General features: G+C 55.1%; 22 protein-coding genes and 1 pseudogene. 9 read left to right on the forward strand and 14 right to left on the reverse strand.

Features of this window, described 5'->3' with window-relative positions; genetic code table 11:
* Positions 1-2: 2 nt before the first annotated feature.
* The 4 genes from copC to F8N12_RS12385 all read right to left on the reverse strand — a co-directional run bounded on the left by copC (position 3) and on the right by F8N12_RS12385 (position 3,634).
* On the reverse strand, positions 3-386 hold the full coding sequence (copC, locus tag F8N12_RS12370; RefSeq protein WP_103451575.1) for a copper homeostasis periplasmic binding protein CopC: 384 nt from the start codon (positions 384-386) through the stop codon (positions 3-5).
* Positions 387-455: 69 nt separating this feature from the next.
* Positions 456-1,403, reverse strand: coding sequence for a copper resistance protein B (locus F8N12_RS12375; protein WP_181004894.1), 948 nt, complete (start codon positions 1,401-1,403; stop codon positions 456-458).
* Between the two features lie 10 nt (positions 1,404-1,413).
* The gene (locus F8N12_RS12380) at positions 1,414-3,276 is read right to left on the reverse strand and encodes a copper resistance system multicopper oxidase (RefSeq protein ID WP_150580686.1); all 1,863 of its coding nucleotides are present in this window, start codon (positions 3,274-3,276) and stop codon (positions 1,414-1,416) included.
* 148 nt (positions 3,277-3,424) lie between these two features.
* Positions 3,425-3,634: a co-regulatory protein PtrA N-terminal domain-containing protein gene (locus tag F8N12_RS12385; RefSeq protein ID WP_150580687.1), complete on the reverse strand. Its 210-nt coding sequence runs from the start codon at positions 3,632-3,634 to the stop codon at positions 3,425-3,427.
* A 285-nt stretch (positions 3,635-3,919) separates the two neighbouring features.
* On the opposite strand from F8N12_RS12385, the gene F8N12_RS12390 reads away from it, so the two are divergent.
* From F8N12_RS12390 to F8N12_RS12415, 6 genes and pseudogenes are all read left to right on the forward strand, one after another.
* The gene (locus tag F8N12_RS12390; RefSeq protein WP_150580688.1) at positions 3,920-4,315 is read left to right on the forward strand and encodes a hypothetical protein; all 396 of its coding nucleotides are present in this window, start codon (positions 3,920-3,922) and stop codon (positions 4,313-4,315) included.
* Positions 4,316-4,414: 99 nt separating this feature from the next.
* Positions 4,415-4,813 carry a hypothetical protein gene (locus F8N12_RS12395; protein WP_150580689.1) on the forward strand — a complete coding sequence of 133 codons (399 nt, stop codon included), beginning with the start codon at positions 4,415-4,417 and terminating at the stop codon, positions 4,811-4,813.
* A 126-nt stretch (positions 4,814-4,939) separates the two neighbouring features.
* The gene (locus F8N12_RS12400) at positions 4,940-5,191 is read left to right on the forward strand and encodes a DUF2933 domain-containing protein (RefSeq protein ID WP_150580690.1); all 252 of its coding nucleotides are present in this window, start codon (positions 4,940-4,942) and stop codon (positions 5,189-5,191) included.
* A gap of 90 nt (positions 5,192-5,281) precedes the next feature.
* Entirely contained in the window at positions 5,282-7,552 is a 2,271-nt protein-coding gene (locus F8N12_RS12405) for a heavy metal translocating P-type ATPase (RefSeq protein WP_150580741.1), read from the forward strand.
* A gap of 114 nt (positions 7,553-7,666) precedes the next feature.
* Positions 7,667-7,939, forward strand: a complete 273-nt coding sequence (locus tag F8N12_RS12410; RefSeq protein WP_099455459.1) for a heavy-metal-associated domain-containing protein — start codon at positions 7,667-7,669, stop codon at positions 7,937-7,939.
* A gap of 69 nt (positions 7,940-8,008) precedes the next feature.
* A pseudogene (locus tag F8N12_RS12415) lies at positions 8,009-8,092 on the forward strand (DUF411 domain-containing protein); the annotation flags it as partial.
* 49 nt (positions 8,093-8,141) lie between these two features.
* Here the strand turns inward: F8N12_RS12415 and F8N12_RS12420 are convergent.
* The 4 genes from F8N12_RS12420 to F8N12_RS12435 all read right to left on the reverse strand — a co-directional run bounded on the left by F8N12_RS12420 (position 8,142) and on the right by F8N12_RS12435 (position 9,830).
* Positions 8,142-8,420: a hypothetical protein gene (locus F8N12_RS12420; RefSeq protein WP_099455460.1), complete on the reverse strand. Its 279-nt coding sequence runs from the start codon at positions 8,418-8,420 to the stop codon at positions 8,142-8,144.
* Between the two features lie 55 nt (positions 8,421-8,475).
* Positions 8,476-8,859, reverse strand: a complete 384-nt coding sequence (locus tag F8N12_RS12425) for a hypothetical protein (RefSeq protein ID WP_099455461.1) — start codon at positions 8,857-8,859, stop codon at positions 8,476-8,478.
* Between the two features lie 90 nt (positions 8,860-8,949).
* Positions 8,950-9,396, reverse strand: coding sequence for a hypothetical protein (locus F8N12_RS12430; RefSeq protein ID WP_099455462.1), 447 nt, complete (start codon positions 9,394-9,396; stop codon positions 8,950-8,952).
* 41 nt (positions 9,397-9,437) lie between these two features.
* Positions 9,438-9,830, reverse strand: coding sequence for a DUF6957 family protein (locus tag F8N12_RS12435; protein ID WP_224787153.1), 393 nt, complete (start codon positions 9,828-9,830; stop codon positions 9,438-9,440).
* Between the two features lie 226 nt (positions 9,831-10,056).
* Here F8N12_RS12435 and F8N12_RS27610 point away from each other — a divergent pair, with 226 nt between their 5' ends.
* Entirely contained in the window at positions 10,057-10,548 is a 492-nt protein-coding gene (locus F8N12_RS27610; protein WP_157767052.1) for a helix-turn-helix domain-containing protein, read from the forward strand.
* Positions 10,549-10,951: 403 nt separating this feature from the next.
* Here F8N12_RS27610 and F8N12_RS12445 read toward each other — a convergent pair whose 3' ends face one another.
* Complete coding sequence (locus F8N12_RS12445; RefSeq protein WP_122257738.1) at positions 10,952-11,419, reverse strand: 3'-5' exoribonuclease; 468 nt, start codon at positions 11,417-11,419, stop codon at positions 10,952-10,954.
* A 466-nt stretch (positions 11,420-11,885) separates the two neighbouring features.
* Here F8N12_RS12445 and F8N12_RS12455 point away from each other — a divergent pair, with 466 nt between their 5' ends.
* On the forward strand, positions 11,886-12,221 hold the full coding sequence (locus F8N12_RS12455) for a hypothetical protein (protein ID WP_150580692.1): 336 nt from the start codon (positions 11,886-11,888) through the stop codon (positions 12,219-12,221).
* A gap of 256 nt (positions 12,222-12,477) precedes the next feature.
* Here the strand turns inward: F8N12_RS12455 and F8N12_RS12460 are convergent, their stop codons facing one another.
* Complete coding sequence (locus tag F8N12_RS12460; protein ID WP_099455466.1) at positions 12,478-13,440, reverse strand: arsenic resistance protein; 963 nt, start codon at positions 13,438-13,440, stop codon at positions 12,478-12,480.
* Positions 13,441-13,533: 93 nt separating this feature from the next.
* On the opposite strand from F8N12_RS12460, the gene F8N12_RS12465 reads away from it, so the two are divergent.
* A complete protein-coding gene (locus F8N12_RS12465) occupies positions 13,534-13,968 on the forward strand; it encodes a MerR family transcriptional regulator (RefSeq protein WP_099455467.1) in 435 nt (144 codons plus the stop codon).
* A 151-nt stretch (positions 13,969-14,119) separates the two neighbouring features.
* Here F8N12_RS12465 and F8N12_RS12470 read toward each other — a convergent pair whose 3' ends face one another.
* Genes F8N12_RS12470 through F8N12_RS12485 form a run of 4 tightly spaced genes read right to left on the reverse strand, consistent with a single transcriptional unit; the run spans position 14,120 to position 20,350 of the window.
* On the reverse strand, positions 14,120-14,461 hold the full coding sequence (locus F8N12_RS12470; RefSeq protein WP_099455468.1) for a copper-binding protein: 342 nt from the start codon (positions 14,459-14,461) through the stop codon (positions 14,120-14,122).
* Positions 14,458-17,616 carry an efflux RND transporter permease subunit gene (locus F8N12_RS12475; RefSeq protein WP_099455469.1) on the reverse strand — a complete coding sequence of 1,053 codons (3,159 nt, stop codon included), beginning with the start codon at positions 17,614-17,616 and terminating at the stop codon, positions 14,458-14,460. Before F8N12_RS12475 ends, F8N12_RS12470 begins: the two co-directional genes overlap by 4 nt.
* On the reverse strand, positions 17,613-19,097 hold the full coding sequence (locus F8N12_RS12480) for an efflux RND transporter periplasmic adaptor subunit (protein ID WP_150580693.1): 1,485 nt from the start codon (positions 19,095-19,097) through the stop codon (positions 17,613-17,615). Before F8N12_RS12480 ends, F8N12_RS12475 begins: the two co-directional genes overlap by 4 nt.
* Positions 19,094-20,350, reverse strand: a complete 1,257-nt coding sequence (locus F8N12_RS12485) for a TolC family protein (protein ID WP_150580694.1) — start codon at positions 20,348-20,350, stop codon at positions 19,094-19,096. Before F8N12_RS12485 ends, F8N12_RS12480 begins: the two co-directional genes overlap by 4 nt.
* Between the last annotated feature and the right edge of the window lie 85 nt (positions 20,351-20,435).

Raw genomic sequence — 20,435 nt, forward strand, 5'->3', positions numbered from 1 at the left:
GCTTATTTCACTTTGAAAGTTACGGCGCCGGTGATCGGGTGGGTGTCGGATGAGACTGCTCGCCATTCCACTTTATAGGTGCCAGTTGTGAGAGGGGAGGCAGGAGTTACGACCATCGTTTTGGGATCACCGCCACCGGCCACGCTGGCTTTCACACCCATAGGTGAATTGGGCATGCCAGGCATGTCGGTCATGATCAACTTGGCTCCGGAAAACTGAGTGACCAGGTTTTCAGAAAAGTGCAGCTCAATCTTTGCCGGGGCTTGGCCGTTCTCACCTTCAGCAGGAGTTGAAGACAGCAGCTTCGGGTGGGCTTGGGCAACTGCACTGAGCAGTAAGCTGGATGAAAGAGCAACGGCCACAACACAGGATTTGAAAACAGACATGCAAGGCTCCTCACAGCGCTTAGCTGTTGTAATGAGGTTAGGTAATTATTTGGTGCCGCTAACTTCGATTTAGAACCACACTCGGACGCCGAGCACTAGGCGTGCTTCGTTATTATCTTCGCCTTCATCGCGGGCATAGTCTGCGGTTTTGCCGTAAGCCCGATTCCAAGTTACACCGACGTAAGGTGCGAATTGCGGACGGAATTCGTACCGGAGCCGCAAACCAATCTCACTTTCAGACAGCCCTGATCCAACTCCACGTTGGGGATCGTTTTTGCCATAGAAATTGAATTCTGCCGTCGGTTGCAGAATCAGCTTATTGGTAAGGAGAATGTCGTAGTCACCCTCCAACCGAGCAGCGGTCTGGCCACCTTCACCCAGATAAGCAGTAGCCTGGGCCTCGAAATTGTAGAGCGCAAGGCCCTGAATACCGAAAGCAGCCCACGTTTGTGGGTCGCCTGGTTTGAAGTCTTGACGAACCCCACCGACTAAATCCCACCAAGGGCTAATGGCGTGTCCCCATAAAGCGTGAACCTCAGCTTCTTCAGTCTTTCCATTGGTGCGCTCACCTTCGGTGCGCAACCAAAGGCGATCAACATCTCCCCCTATCCAACCTTGGGCTTCCCAGTTCAGCGCGCTTCCATCGTCAGCATCCTGCCATTCCAGCTTCTCAAATATAAAAAATGAGTTGAGAGCACTGTCATGGACTTCGTGACCACCAGGGGCGTTATAAACTGCGGCTCTGTCAGCATCGGTAAGTGGTGGTATCGGAGTCCGACTTTGAGTTTGTGGCTGCTTGGCGGGCTGCATACCCTCCATTTTGCTGTGATCCATGCCCTTCATCTGGCTGTGATCCATGCCCTGCATCTGGCCCTGATCCATACCCTGCATTTGGCTGTGATCCATGCCCTGCATCTGCCCAGTAGACTCAGCAGCTGCCGGCAAGGCAACACCAGCAGTGAGAGCGACCGTGAGCACAGCTGAGTGCATGCGAGTCCCGCTTAAGAAATTACTCATAGCCATCTCCTTATTCCTCCACGCGCACTTCACGGAACATGCCCATTTCCATGTGGTACAGGAGATGGCAGTGATAGGCCCAGCGTCCCAACGCATCAGCAGTCACTCGGTAGCTACGCTTTGATCCTGGCGGCATATCGATGGTGTGTTTGCGGACAAGGAATTGCCCGTTTTCATCTTCAAGGTCGCTCCACATCCCATGCAGGTGGATGGGGTGAGTCATCATGGTGTCGTTCACGAGAACGAACCGAACTCGCTCGCCGTACTTCAGTTTTAACGGCTCGGCGTCCGAAAACTTCACGCCGTTGAAAGACCAGGAAAACTTTTCCATGTGACCAGTCAAGTGCAGTTCGATGGTTCGACTTGGCTCACGTCCATCTGGATCTTCAAACGTGCTCTTTAGGTCAGAGTACGTCAGTACCTTTCGGCCATTTTCGCGAAGGCCCATACCGGGATCATCAAGCTTCGGCGATGTCGACATTGCTTGCATGTCGACGAGAGGATTGTTGGACTCTGTGGCTGGGTGCGACTGCATTTCTCCCATACCACTCATGCCATCCATGGACATATTGCTGTGATCCATTCCCTGCATGCTGTCCATACCGGACATGCCTTGCACAGCGCCAGAGCTATCTTTCATGGCTCCACCGTCCATACCTGACATACCCTGCATCGAGTCGTCTCCCATACCGCCCATTTTGCTGTGATCCATTCCAGCCATATCGCCCATACCGGCCATCGCACCGTGATCCATACCGGCCATACCCATGTCGGCCATGGTTACTAGAGGTCGAGGGTCTAGCGCAGGTACTGGAGCAGTCATGCCAGACCGGACGGCCAAGGTGCCTCGGGCGTAACCCGACCGATCCATCGACTGCGCAAACAGTGTGTAGGCCTCTTGGGTGGGTTCGACGATCACGTCAAACGTCTCGGCAGTAGCGATTCTGAACTCATCCACGATTACAGGTTTGACGTACTGGCCATCAGCGGCCACAACAGTCATCTTCAAACCTGGGATACGTACATCGAAGTAGGACATGGCTGAACCATTGATGAACCTTAACCTAAGCTTTTCGCCAGGTTTGAAGGTGCCAGTCCAGTTGGAGTCTGGAGCCTGTCCGTTCATCAAGTAGGTGTACGTCGCGCCACTGACGTCCGCAATGTCAGTAGGGTTCATCTTCATCTCGGCCCACATCTTGCGATCAGCGACGGTTGCTGACCAACCTTTGTCAGCCACGTCATTGATGAAGTCACCCACTGTTCGCTTATGGGTGTTGTAGTAGTCCGCCTGTTTCTTCAGTGTTTTCATCAGCGAAGCCGGATTTTCATCCGTCCAGTCGCTAAGCATCACCACGAGGTCACGGTCATACTCAAATGGCTCGGGCTCTTTCGCGTCGATTACCAATGGGCCGTATACACCTACCTGTTCTTGGAAGCCGGAGTGACTGTGATACCAGTACGTTCCGTTCTGCTTGACCTTGAACTGATAGACGTACGTGCCATCAGGCTCAATTCCATGGAAACTAAGGCCTGGCACACCGTCCATGTTTGCCGGAAGGATAATTCCGTGCCAGTGGATAGAAGTCATATCCTTGAGGCGGTTCTTGACCCGCAAGGTCACGGTATCGCCCTCACGCCAGCGCAGCTGGGGCCCAGGAATCCCGCCATTTATGGTCATGGCCGTCCGGGAGTTCCCAGTGATATTTACCGGTGTTTCTCCGATGAAGAGGTCAAACTCTGTACCTGACAAGACATTGGCATCGCCCACTCTAGGGGCGGCCCAGATAGGGGTATGCCAGAGGCCTAAACCACCGAGAATCCCGCCTGCGGTGAGTCCTTTCACAAAGGTGCGCCGAGAGGTTTTGGCTTGCATACCGATTCATGTCCCGTCAGTCGGATGTTAGATGTGCGCACTGGGCGTGCCCCTAAGGGCTAACGCTAGACGAGCTAGTGCGCTTGATGTATCGGAAGATGCCATAAGCCAGCAAACGGGGTGATTACATTTCAGTAAGCTGGTTGGCTCAGCAATGGTGAGGCTGCTTTTCAGCCTTGAGCTTCTCTTGTGCAATATTTTCTTGCGCCTCAGCTCCGGGGGCAGACTTTCCGGTGGCCATTGCCGTCTGGCGAGCTTGTTCCATGCGCTCAACCGCACGGTCGCCGCCACCTTCGGCAAGGGCCAGGGACGATATAGCCAAACTGAGTGTAAGAATCACAACGTTAGTTGCTCTCATAGTGCATCTCCTTCAAGGAATTGACTCTCGTTGAAACCAGAGAGTTTGAGCGTCAGCTCGATGAGGATGATGAAGGGACGCACCTGTCAGCACGCTTAGCCAGTGATTACACTTTTGACAGCATACGGAGAAACTCAACATCTGAAAAATCGACTGGCGTCATGAAATTTGACCGCACCACAGAACCGACAGCCGGCTGCATAAATTGATATAGATCAACCGTGGCACTTCAATGTGGCGTATGTTGAAAAATCAAAATCCGCTAATCAGTACCGGAGATTCTCCATGTTCTGGTTTCGCCATCGTCAACCAACGTTCATACGCCTCGCCGTCGTGCTGTGGGTGTTAGCGTTTGGTCTGGCAGCGACCCAGGGATGTCTGGTACAGCCCAGCCACAATCCGGCTACAACGCATGTCTCGCTGAACACTCCGCAAGATAACGAAAGCCACGACGCCCATGCCCTCGGCTGCCTTCAGCACTGCGCCGATGCGGCGATAGCTGTAAGTCCTTCGCTCCATCTTCAAACATTTGATCTGTTCAGTTGGACGCTTCTGCTCCTTATCCCAGCGTTGCTGATTTTGTATCCCGCCAATCCCTCCGCTTTTGCCTTTCTTGCATTACGGAGCCCTGTACCTGCCAGACCTCCTGCCCGCCTGATTTTCGTCCGTTTCAACGATTAATCCGACCTTCTGCGCGCCCATCTTCGGCGCACTGTCTGACTGCGCCTATCTGGTGCGGCTCGGTATTACCTGAGTTGTCCTGACCCTTTGGAGATTGCCATGCATACCTCATTGAAATTTATCCTCGCCACCTTGCTCGTGAGCAGCCCACTCATGGCCTCGGCAGTCGATGAGCATCACCCGGAGCAGACTCCGACCGCACCCGGCCAGACCAGCGAATCAGCTACGCCGATGCAAAACAATGTCATGACCGAGCAAATGCAAAAAATGCAGGCTGCACACGACAAGGCAGCCGCCGCCAAGACCCCTGCCGAGCGACACGCCGCCATGCAGGAGAGCATGAAGACGATGAAGGACAGCATGGCCATGATGCATAAGAACTGTCATGGCATGGGCATGGGCGGCAACAAAGACGGCATGGAGATGGGAATGATGAACATGATGATGAAAATGATGGATCAGCAATCGAGCATGATGAACATGCCGATGAGCAAGTGACGTGCACAAGCCTGTAGGCAATGCAGCGACGGTTTTACCTTAGCCAATATGCCAAGGGTAAAACTGCCGCCCGTTGAACCTATACGCCGTACCACTGAACAGCACTTCCCTCAGGAGTACAGAACCATGATGAATTCACCACATTCCGCTAACACCGCTCCAACATTTTTGAGGAGCAAACCCGGTATAGCGCTGGGCATGCTGCTGGTGATCGTGCTGTTCTATCTAGCAAGAGAACACTACGGCCATATGTTGGGATTACTGCCTTACATGATTTTGCTGTTGTGCCCGCTGATGCATTTTTTCGGGCACCACCACGGTGGTCACAGTCATCACGGCGACACCTCAGTCTCAACCAAAGATGCGAACAGGAGTTAGCTCATGAACACCCCTGAGGTTCGTCAAGAGCACGGCCCAATACAGAACGCTGAACCCCAACCCACCGGAGCTCACGATCCCGTGTGCGGCATGACCGTGAGTAACGACAGCCAGTTCAGCACGGAATATGAGGGGCAAAACTACCGGTTCTGCAGCCAGAAATGCCAAACGACCTTCAGGGCAGCGCCGGAGCGTTATCGAATATCTCAACTGAAAATCGAACCAGTCCCTCAGACAACAGCAGAACCGTTAACGGGTGCCGCTGAATACACATGTCCCATGCATCCGGAAATTCGCCAGATCGGCCCCGGCGTCTGCCCTAAGTGCGGCATGACCTTAGAGCCGGTGATTCCCGAATTGGAGGAAGAGGAGAACTTAGAACTCAAGGACTTCTCCCAGCGCTTCTGGTGGACATTGCCACTGACAGTGATCGTCACCGTGCTGGCTATGGGTGGGCATGCCCTGGAGCTGTTCCATGGCACCACGCAAAATTGGGTCGAGCTGGGATTGGCTACACCCGTCGTGCTTTGGGCTGGCTGGCCGTTTTATGTGCGCGGCGTGCGCTCGGTGATTCAGCGTAGTCCGAACATGTGGACGTTGATCGGGCTTGGCACGGCGGCGGCCTACCTTTACAGCGTCGTGGCCACCCTGGCCCCCGATGTATTCCCCAGCAACTTCATGATGGAGGGCCGCATCGGTGTGTACTTCGAAGCGGCGGCTGTGATCATCTCACTGACCCTTCTCGGCCAGATGCTCGAGCTCAAGGCTCGCTCGCAAACCTCGGCTGCCATCAAGTCGCTGCTTGGACTGGCCCCAAAAACTGCCCGTCGGATCAATGCCGATGGCACGGAAGAAGACATCCCTCTGACACACGTACACAGCGGCGACACGTTACGTGTGCGACCGGGCGAAAAAGTGCCTGTCGACGGTCAGGTGTTGCAAGGCGAAAGCGCTGTAGATGAGTCGATGCTCACCGGCGAACCGATACCGATCATGAAGAGAGCCGGCGACGCGCTGATTGGCGCCACTCTCAACATTCACGGCAGTCTGGTGATGCAGGCGCAGAAGATAGGGTCGGCGACCCTGCTCGCACAGATTGTGCAGATGGTTGTGCAGGCACAACGCTCAAAAGCGCCGATGCAACGGCTGGCAGATGTGATTGCCAGTTACTTCGTGATCGTTGTGATTGCTATCGCCGCGCTAACTCTACTCGGCTGGGGGCTGTGGGGGCCCGAGCCAAGTTGGGTGTTTGGACTGATCAACGCTGTCGCGGTCATGATCATTGCCTGTCCCTGTGCCCTTGGCCTAGCGACACCGATGTCAGTCATGGTTGCCACCGGCAAGGCTGCTGGCAGCGGCGTATTGTTTCGCGATGCCGCCGCCATCGAAAACCTGCGCAAGATAGACATCTTGATAGTCGACAAAACTGGCACCCTCACTGAAGGTCGACCAGCGTTCCATAGCGTCGGGGCCGTACCCGGATTTACTCAGGATGAAGTGTTGCGCCTGGCCGCAAGTCTCGATCAGGGCAGTGAGCATCCATTGGCCCACGCCATCGTCGAGCAGGCTCGTGCCGCAGGGCTAAAACTGGTGACACCTGAAACCTTCGAGTCAGCCTCAGGTATTGGTGTAAGCGGGCAGGTCGAGGGTCGCCGCCTGATGCTAGGCAATACCGCGTTGATGCAGGAGGCCGGCGTTTCCACAGAGAGCTTGCAAGAACATGCCGAGAAGCTACGCGGCGACGGTACGAGCATCATGTACCTGGCAGTCGATGGCGCCCTGGCGGGTTTGCTGGCTGTTGCCGACCCCATCAAACCCACCACGAAGCTGGCCGTCGAGCGTCTGCAGGCGGATGGCGTCAAGGTCATCATGGCCACTGGCGACGGCCTTACGACTGCTCGCTCGGTAGCTCGCCAGTTGGGCATCGAGGAGGTTCACGGCGAGGTCAAACCGCAAGATAAAGAGCGTCTGGTGGCATCTCTGCAACAAGCCGGACACCGGGTGGCGATGGCCGGCGACGGTATTAATGATGCCCCCGCACTGGCTCGCGCTGATGTAGGTATCGCCATGGGCACTGGCACTGACGTGGCAATGAACAGCGCTCAGGTCACCCTGGTCAAGGGGGATCTGCTCGGTATCCTGCGTGCTCGCAGCCTGTCAGTCGCAACGGTGAGAAATATGCACCAGAACCTGACCTTCGCCTTCCTTTACAACGCCATGGGTATCCCACTGGCTGCCGGCTTGTTCTTTCCACTTACCGGTCACCTTCTGTCACCGCTCATTGCCGCACTGGCCATGAGCGTGAGCTCGGCGTCGGTAGTATTCAACGCCTTGCGTCTGCGCCAGGCTTCCATTGATTGAGTGAAAACGACCGCTTGACCTTGCCATGGCAGCAAGGTTGAGGATAAGCCAACGCCGCAGAAAAGCCTCGTGCGTCAGTCTTTCCATGATCAATTTAGTTGTGAGGAGTCACCAATGAAAACTGTTGAACTGCAAGTCCAAGGCATGAGCTGTGGTTCGTGTGTCAAACATGTCACCGAAGCGCTGCGCCCACTTGAAGGAGTCAGTGACGTAACAGTGGATCTACAAGCCGGACGGGTGGAGGTCAGCGGCGATTCGGACAGTCAAGCGCTGCTTGCGGCCCTGGAGAACGCGGGCTATCCAGCACAGCTGGCGACAGTGGAAAGCGTAGCGAGTAAGAAAACCTCGGGCTGTGGCGGGAACGGCGGCGGTTGCTGCTGCCGGTAAGCATTATTTATAAACAGGAGAACTCCCATTAATGCCAGTCTGCGAATTGCTGCGTTCACGACACTACTCATGACCGGAGCGGCACAAGCCGCTGAAGTCATCGACGTTTACCGCGATCCTAACTGCGGCTGCTGCAAGGCAAACCATCTCCGCTCTATCGCTACCATCATGACGCTTTAGTCAAATGCTTGAAACGTCGTCATCAAAGGTCATCCTGCTCTTCCCGAATGTCGACTTCGCCCATCGCTCCTAGGTAAATCTTGCGACAAGGAAGCTTGGTGATGAGCCCGTTTTCGAAAAGCACCCTGGGAATATCCCCGAACAAGCTCGACACTTCCCATTTCTCTGTGAGCGGCTTCATTGCCTCTGCTATGAATGAATCGAGGTCGAAGTCCTGTGTTGCAACAAAGGGCCCAGCGCGGTCGTAACTCTCAAAAATGCCCGAGGCAATGCAGATGACTTCGCCTGCCTTGACGATCATGACGCCACCTCGAAGCCATTCAGGAGGCTTCGCCAGTTGAAGAAGACCACGACTATTACTGCAACCCTCGCGGGGTGAAGTGGTGCATCCCCTGTGAAAGCCGCAGAAACTCACGCAGACTTGCACGTCCATTGCCCCTCTGGAACGTGGCGATGACGTACCTAGAGTTCACTGTGGTCAGCACCCAAAATCGGCCCTCGCGCTCCGCCTTAATGACGTCAGAAGTCCGGATCGCGTGACCGTCGCCGAACCGTCCATATTGGTCTTTACGGTTGTGACCAAACACGACGCCTAATCCAGCACGAGCCTTTATGGATACTCCGCAGAGATAGGCTGTTATAGGTTTGTCGAAGCCTTGCGCTTGTGCTTTTAGGATTCGTGCGAGATCGAAATCTGTATGTCGTTTTCCATGAAAATTTACATCCAAAGTATTCAGCAAAATTGCACTCCTTTCGCAGCCCGTATGGCGTTACCAGGAAATCCACACGGAACCATCTGCGCTGATATCGTGCGGGATTTTTGGTAAATTTCAGGCTGTACGGATCATGTTCACGTGATAGACCGGACGGAGGTTGCTTAGCACATCACTGCTGAAGCCAGGTTGGTGAGAGCTGTGGTATTTGGAGCCGGTCTCCACCTCCAGCAGGCACACAGCACACTCGTTTTGGTCTTCACCAAGCGTCACTTTGGTCAGTTTCTCCATGCGCCAAACTCCCGTGCCATTCATGTGGGCAGGTGTGACTACTTGCACCTCTGTGATGACCGTCTCCGCGTCCTGGGCAATCAGCAGTTGCTGAAGCCGTGGTTCGCTGTCGATCATCAGAACCGCCTCTGAAATTCTGTCCTCGTACATGGCCTGGACAGTTACGTGATACCAGTGATTACGAAGCACTTTGGATACCTGATGCCATTGGTACTGACCCTCACCGAACATGCCCGGTAGGCCTAGCATGTCGGCGTCGTGTGTTTTAAACATCGTATGTCCTTAGCCTGAATGGGCTCCGATACAGAGCGCAGTTAGAAGAGGGAGAAAACGTCTTTCAGGCTTGCGAGCTGTTCATGACCAGGGCCAATCAACACGTAAACAGAGTTCCTGGTTTCGAACGCAACACCGTCGTGGAATCCGGTACACATGCTTGAACGAACCCAGTCGCCCCGTTCGAAACGGCCTTGGCTGTCCTCGGCCACGTTGTGAGCAAACAGGATCATCGGGAGCTGGCCAGCTGCATGGCATTTGAAGAGTTCGTCGCGAGTGACTTCAATGCGAAATATTGTCCAGTCGCGAACTAGGCAGTAAGGCTTTTTAGGGAATCGTTCAACTGCTAAAGCTCGAGCTTCAGAAGTACCCTCCAGGCCTTCAAGGGGCGTTCTTGACCCTTTCATAAAGTCGGGCTCTTGGACGCTAGCCATAGGGTTCACCTCAATTAATAACCCGGAAATTGACAATTCAATCCCGCTTGTTTGCGCTCGCCCCTCGCAAAGAATCTCTCCGCATGCCAGTTGCGTTGGCTTGGAGACGTCAATCGGATCACGGGAAGCCAGCCTGAAAGTGCTGCTAGCACCATAATACGGATGATAGTCCGTGTTATGGTGCGACGCAATATGGCCTCATCCTCGATTTGCCTGGGGAAATGTCATGGAGGCCGCAGAAGCCCTTGCTGTAGTAGTACGAGCACTGCGTAGAAGAAAGGGTTTTGCGCAGGAAAACCTGATCACAATTGACCGTTCCTACTGGGGCCGGATAGAGCGTGGTGAAGTTAACATCACGATTGATGTGCTCATTCGTCTTGCAGCGCTAATGGAAGTTGAGCCGGCCTCACTCGTTCTCATGGCGACGTCGCTGCAATCTAATGAGCCGTTCGGGGAGGGCCTCAAACGCGTTTCCAAACAGATGAACAGAATTAGAAAAGAAAGTGTTGATCAGGAAATGGAGTCAATGGCACGAGCCGGAAAACTACCGCCTGGTCGACCCGTCCGATCCGATGCGGCGCGAAAGGCAGCGGAAGCTAATCGTTTGAGCAGCGCGGGCGTGTCTGTGTCAGAAATCGCAGAGAGACTGGAGCTGTCGAGATCGACTGTGCGCAGATATCTGAAAACAATCACGTCCAATCAAACTGATTCCGTATGATTTTCCAATGACCAGCTCCCGGCTAAAAATGTCACAGGAAGGACTGCTGTGGAGAGCTGCGGTAGCTATGTTGCACTGGGCTCGCCAAGAGCCTAGCGTCTCAGAGAATTAACTGCCGTCTTGAAGCCGAATGCAACGGACGTCTCCGTAAGATGTGCAAGGCTAATGTCCCCAATACGGCACATTAACCGTCATTTTTTGGCTCAATGGCCCTATCCGGGCACATTAAGCTGAGCGAATAATGACGATGGCCTCTACTGCATGCACGGATAAGGTAGCGGAGATAACCTTCCGTGTTGTCCCCACAAATCAACTCGGAGACTTGCTCTGTCGTGCGCGCTTTTCATTTCATATTTCGCTCCACTCGATTGGCCCATCCAGACTACTGATTCACTGCCCCTTCTCAGGGTAACCCTTTCCCTGGATTGCTTTTGGTGAACATGCTAGCGATGATACGGGCATCAAGGAGAGCGTGATGCGGAAGCGGATCCCCGTCACTTGAGGCATCTAAAGTGGTTGCGTCGGTGGGGTAATTCCGAACGTTCCTTGGCCATTTACCATCGTCATATGCGAGTTCGCAGAAAAGCTCCCAATCGTACTGTGGAGCGTCTGTGACAATCTCCAGGACTTCGTCGAACGAGGCTAGGAAATCGAGCAATGCAGTTCTTGCCCCAGTAATGGGTTGCGCATTGCCGCCGCCCCACAGCTGCGGAAGCACGATTTCCTTTACGAAATCACTGCAGTCTTCTTCTTTCCAAGCATCGAGCAATTCCACGTAGAATTCGCGCCCATCCTCAGCCACCAATGCGAGTGATATCAGCTTCGCAGCCGCTGAAAGCTTGGTAAACTCGCAATCAAGAAAGACCCTCACCTTGTTAGAACTCCGTAATGACTAGGGCTCGCTTGAATATGGCGCAGGAGGGGCAGCTATGGGAAATGGCCCTCGAGCATCTTGGCTCAGACGGACTCCTCCAAGCGGTCATAGAAATGTGGAGCCGCGCCGCCCCTCCACCCAGACCATTGGTTGAACACTTGTCCACCAATGAGGTGAGTCAGGACGTCTTGAGCATACTGAAAATTGCCCAGCAGCGGGTAGGCGCCATCGTGCCAGGTCGAACGCCTGATGCAGGCACAGTCACGCTGTACACACGTCACGCTAGCAACTTAGTTGACGGGCTCATTACACTGCTGCCAAAGGTGAAGCTTTCGCAAGCCTTACGAGGCTCTTGTCTTGAAATCGAACTGGGGATTTGACGTCCGCGCAGGCTTCTCGAACACCAGTCAGCAACAATCTTATTAAAACTTGCCCAGCGAAATGCGTCCCTTTGAGATGTTCTATGAACTCTGATTTAACTGAAGAAGAAATGCGTCGTGCCCTTTTTGGTACGCCTCAGCCAGAGGAGCAAGTTTCTACTCCGCTAGTGCAGGAGCCTGTGCCAGCAATTGTTTTAAAAAAGCCAGCAGAGGCTCCAATAGCCAAGAAGAAAGTGGCGAAAGCATTCACGCCTAGGCTGAGGGTCACGTTACGCGTTGGAAACGAGTTTGAAGGAAAAATGGTCGAGTTGATTCACGAGGCCGACACGTTGAGCTCGTTGCTTGCTGAGCAGGAGGCTGTAAAGGCTGCTAGGAAAAAGTACAAGTACGTGGAAGTGGAATCCGTTAAATCGATGTAGCAAACGCCTCAAGTTTAGGTCGGACAAGTGCAATGTATTTTCAGATCGTCCGCCGACAAGTCACCGTAGAACCCGAGGGGTAGAAGGTTAAAACTTTCTGAAGCGACTGTTCTTTGGTATTTGAAAACCACCAAACCCGAACAGCCGTGATTTTTTAATGATCAGTGGCTGTCTAAAAAATGGCACAGGAGGGCTTCTTGGGGCGCTAATCGGCGGTATCTCGGCCCACTTCGCCCCCACCAAGTGGTGGTTGACGCTACGCTTTTCGCCAAACCAATGCAGGAATTACCCGGATGTAAATTAGCTCGCTGACCAATTCAATCAGCGTTTGGGTGATGACTGCTGCCGCAGCTAGCCCTCTGATTTCTTCGGGTAGAGCAAGTGCCAAGGGCAGAACCACCAACGAGTTCCGTGTCGAGCTACTGAACGCTACTGATCTTGCAGTGATGGCCGGCAATTTGAATGCTCGCGCAACCAGCGCACCAACCAATGGTGCCAAGAGCATGAAACCAATGTAGACAGGAATGACGGGCAGCAGCTTGTCCATGTCTCTGACCACCCCTGAAATCTGAGAGCCGATCACTACGACCAGTACAACCGCCATAGCCGGCACAGGCATCCAAGCCCAAGCATTGTTCCAACCCTCAACGACGCGTGACCTTTTTGCACCGGCAGCTGTTGCTACCGCCAAGACCAAGGGCAAAGCGATCAGCACTACGAAAGCCTCAACAAATGGGCCCACCGATATAACCACCGCCGAGTCATTACCCAGCATGAAGGCCAGATACAGGGGCAGTAGAACAAGCTGTAGCAAGAGTAATAATGGCGTTGCCGCCAGAGTCAGTTTGGAGTCGCCCTTACCGATATGGGTAAACACCACCACATAGTCGATACAAGGCGTCAGCAAGACCAACAGTGCACCCACCAGAATCGCGGGGTGATCCGTTAGGCCCATGGTCAACGCCCAAACCAACAGGGGGATGGCGACGAAGTTGGCTGTGAGCAGCGCCGTCATGAAACGCTTGTTTGCGAGCCCTTCACGGAGATCCAGGAATGGGATCTGTAGAAACATGGCATACATCAGCACAGCGATGGCTGGTGTCACCAACGCACCTAACGCTTGAGAAGCATTAGGTGCGAGCAGACCTCCGATAGCCGCGACAATGACCGCGACGAAGTAGACCGGAATCTGGTTCTTCTCTAGCTGTTCTCTGACCACGAAATGCCCTTAAAACGCGTGAAATCAATTTTCGATTGAGCAGGGTAATATCTGTAGCTACTACAGGTTCAAGAAAATGCTTGGGGAATCCGCATGTCAGGAATCGGGGCGTTGTCTAAATCAACGGGTTGCCACATTGAGACGATTCGCTACTACGAGAAAATAGGCCTTTTACCTCCGGCCCTGCGGTCGACCGGCAGGCACCGAATCTACACAGAGAAGCACCGTTCAAGACTCGTGTTCATCCGTCAGAATCGTGAGTTAGGCTTTCCCCTCGACGATATACGAGAACTCATCGCGCTCGCAGCAGATGCTGATCGTCCGTGTGCTGAAGCACTGTCGGTGGTCAAGAAACACTTGGCTGAAGTAGAGTCTAAGGTCGCTAAGCTGCAGCAGATCCGGGGAGAACTGCTTTCCATGGCTGGCACGTGTGAATCAACCTGCTTGGGTTCAAACACCCCAGATTGCACGATTGTAGAGTCCTTGTTCGAACCCGCTGCCGGGACGCGCTCCGGTTGCTGCTCATAGGCGAATCAAGACGCGTGGGGGAAGAAAGCTGCCATCGAGACCGAATAACGCGAAAGTCTCAAAGGTATATCGAGCGTCCGCATAGCAAAGAGGGATTCTGAAGAGATAAACCGACACGATGAACCGTGCCGGTTTTTTTATCATCGCAGGCTCATTTTCTTATAGAAACGATTGTGGCTTTGCCACCCTCTAGACGAAAGGTAAACGAGACACGGTCTCCGGCTGCCAGCCCTTTCAACTGATCCTCTGTCGCGGAAAACGCCATAGTCATCGGTGGCCATTGCACTGATGGAACAGCGCCATGGGCAATGGTCACGGTATGCTTCGTAGGATCGATAGCCTTGATCGTTCCGTCGGAGGTGGCTACTGAAGCCTGCTTTGTTTCTTGCTTCATTTCCATACCCTCCATTTTCATGCCCGGCATGTCCTCTGCTAGGGCAGAAAAGGACAGCGTAAGTACGGTGCTAGCAGCTGCAATCAGGGTCAGTTTCATACGACTTTTCCTTGAGGGAGGTTGGGTTCATCTTGGAGGTGACGGCGACGCATCAGGCGATACGCTGCCGGAATGACAAACAGGGACAGCAAGGGTGCCGTGACCATGCCGCCGACCATGGGTGCGGCAATGCGGCTCATGACTTCGCTGCCGGTGCCGCTCCCCAGCAGGATGGGTAACAGACCGGCAATGATCACGGCCACGGTCATGGCCTTGGGTCGAACGCGCTGCACAGCGCCTTCACGAATCGCCGCCACCAGCCCGCGCTCAGTGCTGTCGCCGAGGTCTTCACGCTCGGCCCAGGCGTTTTTCAGGTAGAGCAGCATAATCACACCGAACTCGGCAGAAACCCCGGCCAAGGCGATAAAGCCGACTCCGGTGGCGACCGACAGGTTAAATCCCAGCAGATAGAGGAACCATGCTCCGCCCGTTAGTGCGAACGGCAGAGTGGCCATGATCAGTAAGGCCTCATCGAAGCGGGCGAAAGTCAGGTAGAGCAGCACGAAGATGATCAACAGGGTGGCAGGCACCACCAACTTGAGTCGTGCGTTGGCCCGTTCCAGAAATTCGAACTGCCCTGAGTAACTCAGACTCATACCGGGCTGCAACTTGACCTGCTCATTGACGACCCGGCGTAGATCGGCGACCACCGAGGCAATGTCTCGACCACGCACATCGATGTACACCCAGCCTGAAGGCCGTGCGTTCTCGCTCTTGAGCATCGGCGGCCCTTCGCTGACCTTGATCTTCGCCACCGTACCAAGGGTGATCTGAGTGCCTAGCGGGGTGTAGATTGGCAACTGCTCCAAGGCGCCGAGCGAGTCTCGCCACTCACGAGGGTAACGGACGTTTATCGGGAAGCGTGCAAGCCCTTCAATGGTCTCCCCGACGTTTTCACCGCCGATAGCACCAGCCACAATGGACTGCACATCAGCGATATTCAGTCCGTAACGGGCGGCGGCCTTGCGGTCGATATCTATATCGATGTAGCGGCCACCGGTCAGTCGCTCGGCCAGAGCCGAGCTGACACCGGGCACATCCTTGGCCACCCGCTCGACCGCCTGAGTTGCCGCATCGATCTCCGTCAGGTTTGTGCCGGCAACCTTTACTCCGATGGGGCTTTTGATCCCGGTGGCCAGCATGTCGATACGGTTGCGAATCGGCGGTATCCAGATATTGGTCAACCCTGGAACTCGTACCACTCGATCCAGTTCCTCCACCAGTTTCTCCTGGGTCATGCCTGGGCGCCATTGCTCGTGTGGCTTGAACTGGATAGTAGTTTCGAACATCTCCAGCGGTGCCGGGTCGGTAGCGGTTTCGGCACGGCCTGCTTTACCGAAGACGTGTTCAACCTCTGGAACGCTCTTGATCAGGCGGTCGGTCTGTTGCAGCAACTGCGCCGCTTTCTGCGCCGACAATCCCGGCAGAGCAGAAGGCATATAGAGCAGGTCGCCCTCATCCAACGGCGGAAGAAATTCTCCACCCAAGCGCGACATTGGCCATAGCGCGCTGACGAAAACCAATAGCGCCACCAGCAGCGTGATCTTTGGTCGACGCAAGACTGCGTCCAGAGCTGGCTGATAGATCCGAATCAACCACCGGTTCAACGGGTTCTGTTGCTCACTGGGGATTCGTCCTCGAATCCAGTAACCCATCAGCACTGGCACCAAGGTCACTGACAATCCCGCCGCTGCGGCCATGGCGTAGGTCTTGGTGAAAGCCAGTGGGCCGAACAAACGCCCTTCCTGAGCTTCTAGGGTGAACACAGGAATGAACGAAAGGGTGATTATCAACAAACAGAAGAACAGCGCCGGGCCGACCTCTGCCGCCGCTTCGGTCATCACGTGCCAATGACGTTCCCCATTCAGTTCTTCTCCTGGGTTTGCTACATGCCACGCCTCAACCTTCTTGTGGGCGTTCTCGATCATTACCACGGCAGCATCCACCATGGCGCCGATGGCGATGGCAATCCCACCCAAGGACATGATGTTGGCGTTGATGCCTTGGTAGCGCATGACGATGAAGGCAATCAAAATCCCCACCGGCAGGGAGATGATCGCCACCAGCGACGAGCGTAAGTGCCAGAGGAAGATCCCACAAACCAACGCGACAACGATGAACTCTTCGATGAGCTTGTGGCTGAGATTTTCCACAGCGCGGTCGATCAGCTTACTGCGGTCGTAGGTGGTGACGATTTCCACCCCAGACGGCAAACTTTTTTTCAGCTCGTCGAGTTTGGTCTTGACCGCAGCAATGGTCTCGCGAGCATTCTTGCCGCTGCGCAAAATCACCACGCCGCCGACGGTCTCGCCCTCACCGTCGAGTTCGGTGATGCCACGCCGCATTTCCGGCCCCAGCTGGATCGTGGCGACATCGCCAAGGCTCACCGGCACACCGCCCGAGCCCAGCTTCAGTGGGATCGCCCGAAAGTCATTGAGTGTCTTTAAGTAGCCGGAAGCACGCACGATGAACTCGGTCTCTGCCATCTCCAGCACCGCACCACCGGTTTCCTGATTGGCCTTGCCGATAGCATCGGTCACCTCAGATTGAGTGATGCCGAGGCTGGCCAGTTTGAGCGGATCAAGCTGCACCTGGTATTGCTTAACCATGCCTCCCACGGTGGCCACTTCCGCAACGTTCGGTAGGGTCTTGAGTTCAAACTTGAGGAACCAGTCCTGAAGAGCTCGAAGTTGTGCCAAATCGTGCCCGCCACTGCGATCCACCAGTGCGTACTGATAGATCCAACCCACCCCCGTCGCATCCGGCCCCAACGCCGGTTTGGCGCTGGCCGGCAAGCGGCTTTGTATCTGACTCAGGTACTCCAACACCCGCGAGCGAGCCCAATACAAGTCAGTGCCGTCTTCGAACAGCACGTAGACAAAACTATCGCCAAAGAAGGAATAACCACGCACGGTCTTGGCCCCCGGCACCGAGAGCATGGTGGTGGCCAACGGATAGGTGACCTGGTTCTCGACGATCTGCGGCGCTTGTCCTGCATAAGGGGTGCGGATAATCACCTGCACATCGGAGAGGTCTGGCAACGCATCAATGGGCGTGCTTTGCACCGACCAGATGCCCCACGCGGTGACAAACAGTGTCGCGAGTAGCACTAGGAATCGGTTGGCCACTGACCAACGAATCAGGGCAGCAATCATGGCTGACCCCCCGATTTATCCAGGCGTTCAACACGCAAGCCATCATCGGTCTGGCTAACCGCGACCCGAACCTTGTCACCAGCCTTGAGGCCCTGCATCAGCGCCGGACTAGCAAGAGGGAAAGTCATCGTCATGCCAGGCATACCGAGCGTCTTGAAAGGGCCGTGGGCGAGCGTGACTTCTTTGTCGTTGATCTCAACGATCTGACCATCAGCCTCATGAAAACTGGAGGCTGTTTCACTGGGTGGCGACTCTTCCTCCGTGCGAGCAACAATGCCTTTAAGACTGGCCTCCGAGTCGAGCAGGAACTGGCCAGATGTAACCACCTTCTGGCCTGCTTCCAGACCTTTCACTATCGCCGTTTTGCCATCGCTTTCCTGCCCAAGGAGCACCTCCACGGGACGGTAGCGGCCAGCGTCTTCGGCGAGCATCACCAAGGCTCGTCGGCCAGTGCGAATCACCGCCTCACTCGGCACCCACAATACACTTTGCTCAGTCGAACGATTCAGGCGTACCTGCGCCGTCAAACCCGGTCTGAGGCGCCCATCCGGATTGGGTAACTCAACACGTACCCGAAGTGTGCGGCTGTCCGGATTGGTCTCGGGCAAGATCGCGCTGACCTTGCCACTGAGTGTTGTTCCTGGGAAGGCTGGCAGACGCGCTTCCACTGTCTGCCCAACAGTGATAGCTCCGGTATCTGACTCTGGAACGGCTACAGCTAGCCAGACCGTGTCCAAATCATTGACGCGAGCCAGGGTCTCGCCAGTCGTCACGGTCATACCCGCTCGCACATTTAGCTCTTGCAGAACGCCGCTGATGGGGGTGGTTAGCTTCAGGTTCGGCTGGACTATCCCACTGTGCTCTACCTGGGATATCAATGCAGCCGGCATCCCTGTGAGTCGCAGCCGCTGACGGGCCGCCGCTAGCAACTCAGCATCTCCGCTGCGCTTGAGAGCAAGAAACTCTGTCTGAGCCGCCGCCCACTCTGGAACCAAGATATCCGCCAACGCCGCGTTGGCTTTGAGTACATCGCCGGGAGCATGTGCATAGACCCGCTCCACAAAGCCAGTGGTGCGGGGCTGAATCACAGCGACATCACGCTCGTTGAATCCCAATACTCCTGTGACGTTGAGACTGGAGTTAAAGATTCCACGGGTGACTGTCGCAAAACGCAGACCGAGATTTTGAGTCAGACTCGGATCGATACTGACGGTCGCACGATCTCCTGCGCCACCGGCGTACTGAGGAACCAGTTGCATGTCCATAAAAGGGGATTTACCCGGCTTATCGAACTTTTGCTGCGGGTACATGGGGTCGTACCAATACAGAGCCTTGCGTTCCTCTGATGAGTTGGGACTCTGCTCCGGGCTGGCACCAGGTACTCCGCTCAGGCGTTGATGTGCGAACCAGTAACCACCGGCAATACCGAATGCCAGCGAGACGCCTACCAACAATGCCCCGTTCCATTTTTTTAGGATCATTGGCTGGCCTCCCCATAAGCGAAGTACAGACGCGCACTGGTCAGCGCTCGCTGCTCTTCTACGTCGATCTGTTTGAGGCGGGCTTCGATGAGTTCACGTCGGGCGGCAACCACCGCGTTTAAATTGCCCTTGCCTGCCCGGTAACTGGCCATGCTGAGTTCGACCTTTTCCTTGGCCAGCGGCACCAGGCTGTCCTGATTTCTACGCACGGCACGATCCAGACGCTCATAGTCAGCCAGTTCATTTTCCAGCTGCTGGGTGTGCTCGCGTGACAGCGCTTCGCGCTCGGCCTCCAATTGGTTGAGTTCAGCCTGCTTAGCCGCAATCCTGGGGTTTTGGCGAGAGTCGGGAAATAGCGGTAAATCCCAGGAAAGTTGAACGCTGACCATGTCGCCGAACTGACGGTCACGATGCTGATAATCAAGCTCCCAACTCCAGTCCGACTGCTTTTCCGCTTCGGCTTCACGAACTTTGGCTTGCGCTTCGCGGGTCATCGGCGCAAACGCTGCCAACTCGGGGTGGTGTTGCAGCTTATGAGAGTAACTTGAGGTGTCGACGGGCCATTCAGGCAAGCTGCCTACAGGCTTGTCGTTGGCGGCGGAGCCAATCCAGCGTTTGAGGGCCGCACGAGCCTGCGCTCTCTGGAGAATCAGATCGTCCTGCTGCTCCGCCAGTTGAGCTGCTTCCTGCTTGGGTGTCACCGCATCGGCGGGTTGAGCGCGGCCACCGGCAATTTGAGCCCGGACGGTATCGCTCAGCAGGCGGTTTTCTTTGTAGAAGTCCTGGAACAACACATCTTTGCGCTCAACCGAGTAGCTGCTGATCCAGGCCAACGCCGTGGACTGGCGCACTTTCAGACGTTCGACTCGACGCTCCGCAGAGGCACGATCAATAGCTGCATCGGCGACTTCGATACGCGCTTTGCGCTTGTCGCTATTGGGCATCTCCTGCCTGACCCCGACCATCTGCATGGTCATGAAGTCCTGGTTGATACTCCAACGATCCGGGCCGCCAATGGGGTAGTTCTGCACGCCCACCAAGAGTTTGGGATCAGGTAATTCACCAGCAGGGATGGCTGCACTGTTGGCAGCCTGAATTTTCGCGTCTTGTGCGGTCAGCGACGGCGCATTGTTTTCTGCCAGCCGCAACGCTTCATCGAGCGTCAATGCGGCAGCGAAACTCGGCAACGCCAGCACGCTTGCCGCTAGCCCGGCCACGAGAGACCAGCCTGTGCAATTGCACTTGGAGTTCATGTTTACGATTCCTGTAATCATCCACTGCACGCGTCAAAAGACATGCGCGCAGCTAGTCCATCCGCTAATGCGGAATGAGGCTCAA

The organism is Pseudomonas fluorescens, from assembly GCF_902497625.1.
GTDB lineage: Bacteria > Pseudomonadota > Gammaproteobacteria > Pseudomonadales > Pseudomonadaceae > Aquipseudomonas > Aquipseudomonas fluorescens_BQ.

What these genes read in the sequence shown, in the direction of transcription:
- F8N12_RS12385 (WP_150580687.1), bottom strand. Translation starts at nt 3,634, where the DNA reads ATGAGAGCAACTAACGTTGTGATTCTTACACTCAGTTTGGCTATATCG.
- F8N12_RS12485 (WP_150580694.1), bottom strand. Translation starts at nt 20,350, where the DNA reads ATGAACTCCAAGTGCAATTGCACAGGCTGGTCTCTCGTGGCCGGGCTA.
- F8N12_RS12395 (WP_150580689.1), top strand. Translation starts at nt 4,415, where the DNA reads ATGCATACCTCATTGAAATTTATCCTCGCCACCTTGCTCGTGAGCAGC.
- F8N12_RS12380 (WP_150580686.1), bottom strand. Translation starts at nt 3,276, where the DNA reads ATGCAAGCCAAAACCTCTCGGCGCACCTTTGTGAAAGGACTCACCGCA.
- F8N12_RS12390 (WP_150580688.1), top strand. Translation starts at nt 3,920, where the DNA reads ATGTTCTGGTTTCGCCATCGTCAACCAACGTTCATACGCCTCGCCGTC.
- F8N12_RS12455 (WP_150580692.1), top strand. Translation starts at nt 11,886, where the DNA reads ATGAACTCTGATTTAACTGAAGAAGAAATGCGTCGTGCCCTTTTTGGT.
- F8N12_RS12475 (WP_099455469.1), bottom strand. Translation starts at nt 17,616, where the DNA reads ATGATTGCTGCCCTGATTCGTTGGTCAGTGGCCAACCGATTCCTAGTG.
- F8N12_RS12400 (WP_150580690.1), top strand. Translation starts at nt 4,940, where the DNA reads ATGATGAATTCACCACATTCCGCTAACACCGCTCCAACATTTTTGAGG.
- copC (WP_103451575.1), bottom strand. Translation starts at nt 386, where the DNA reads ATGTCTGTTTTCAAATCCTGTGTTGTGGCCGTTGCTCTTTCATCCAGC.
- F8N12_RS12375 (WP_181004894.1), bottom strand. Translation starts at nt 1,403, where the DNA reads ATGAGTAATTTCTTAAGCGGGACTCGCATGCACTCAGCTGTGCTCACG.
- F8N12_RS12405 (WP_150580741.1), top strand. Translation starts at nt 5,282, where the DNA reads ATGACCGTGAGTAACGACAGCCAGTTCAGCACGGAATATGAGGGGCAA.
- F8N12_RS12465 (WP_099455467.1), top strand. Translation starts at nt 13,534, where the DNA reads ATGTCAGGAATCGGGGCGTTGTCTAAATCAACGGGTTGCCACATTGAG.
- F8N12_RS12420 (WP_099455460.1), bottom strand. Translation starts at nt 8,420, where the DNA reads ATGATCGTCAAGGCAGGCGAAGTCATCTGCATTGCCTCGGGCATTTTT.
- F8N12_RS12410 (WP_099455459.1), top strand. Translation starts at nt 7,667, where the DNA reads ATGAAAACTGTTGAACTGCAAGTCCAAGGCATGAGCTGTGGTTCGTGT.
- F8N12_RS27610 (WP_157767052.1), top strand. Translation starts at nt 10,057, where the DNA reads ATGGAGGCCGCAGAAGCCCTTGCTGTAGTAGTACGAGCACTGCGTAGA.
- F8N12_RS12470 (WP_099455468.1), bottom strand. Translation starts at nt 14,461, where the DNA reads ATGAAACTGACCCTGATTGCAGCTGCTAGCACCGTACTTACGCTGTCC.
- F8N12_RS12435 (WP_224787153.1), bottom strand. Translation starts at nt 9,830, where the DNA reads ATGGCTAGCGTCCAAGAGCCCGACTTTATGAAAGGGTCAAGAACGCCC.
- F8N12_RS12480 (WP_150580693.1), bottom strand. Translation starts at nt 19,097, where the DNA reads ATGATCCTAAAAAAATGGAACGGGGCATTGTTGGTAGGCGTCTCGCTG.
- F8N12_RS12430 (WP_099455462.1), bottom strand. Translation starts at nt 9,396, where the DNA reads ATGTTTAAAACACACGACGCCGACATGCTAGGCCTACCGGGCATGTTC.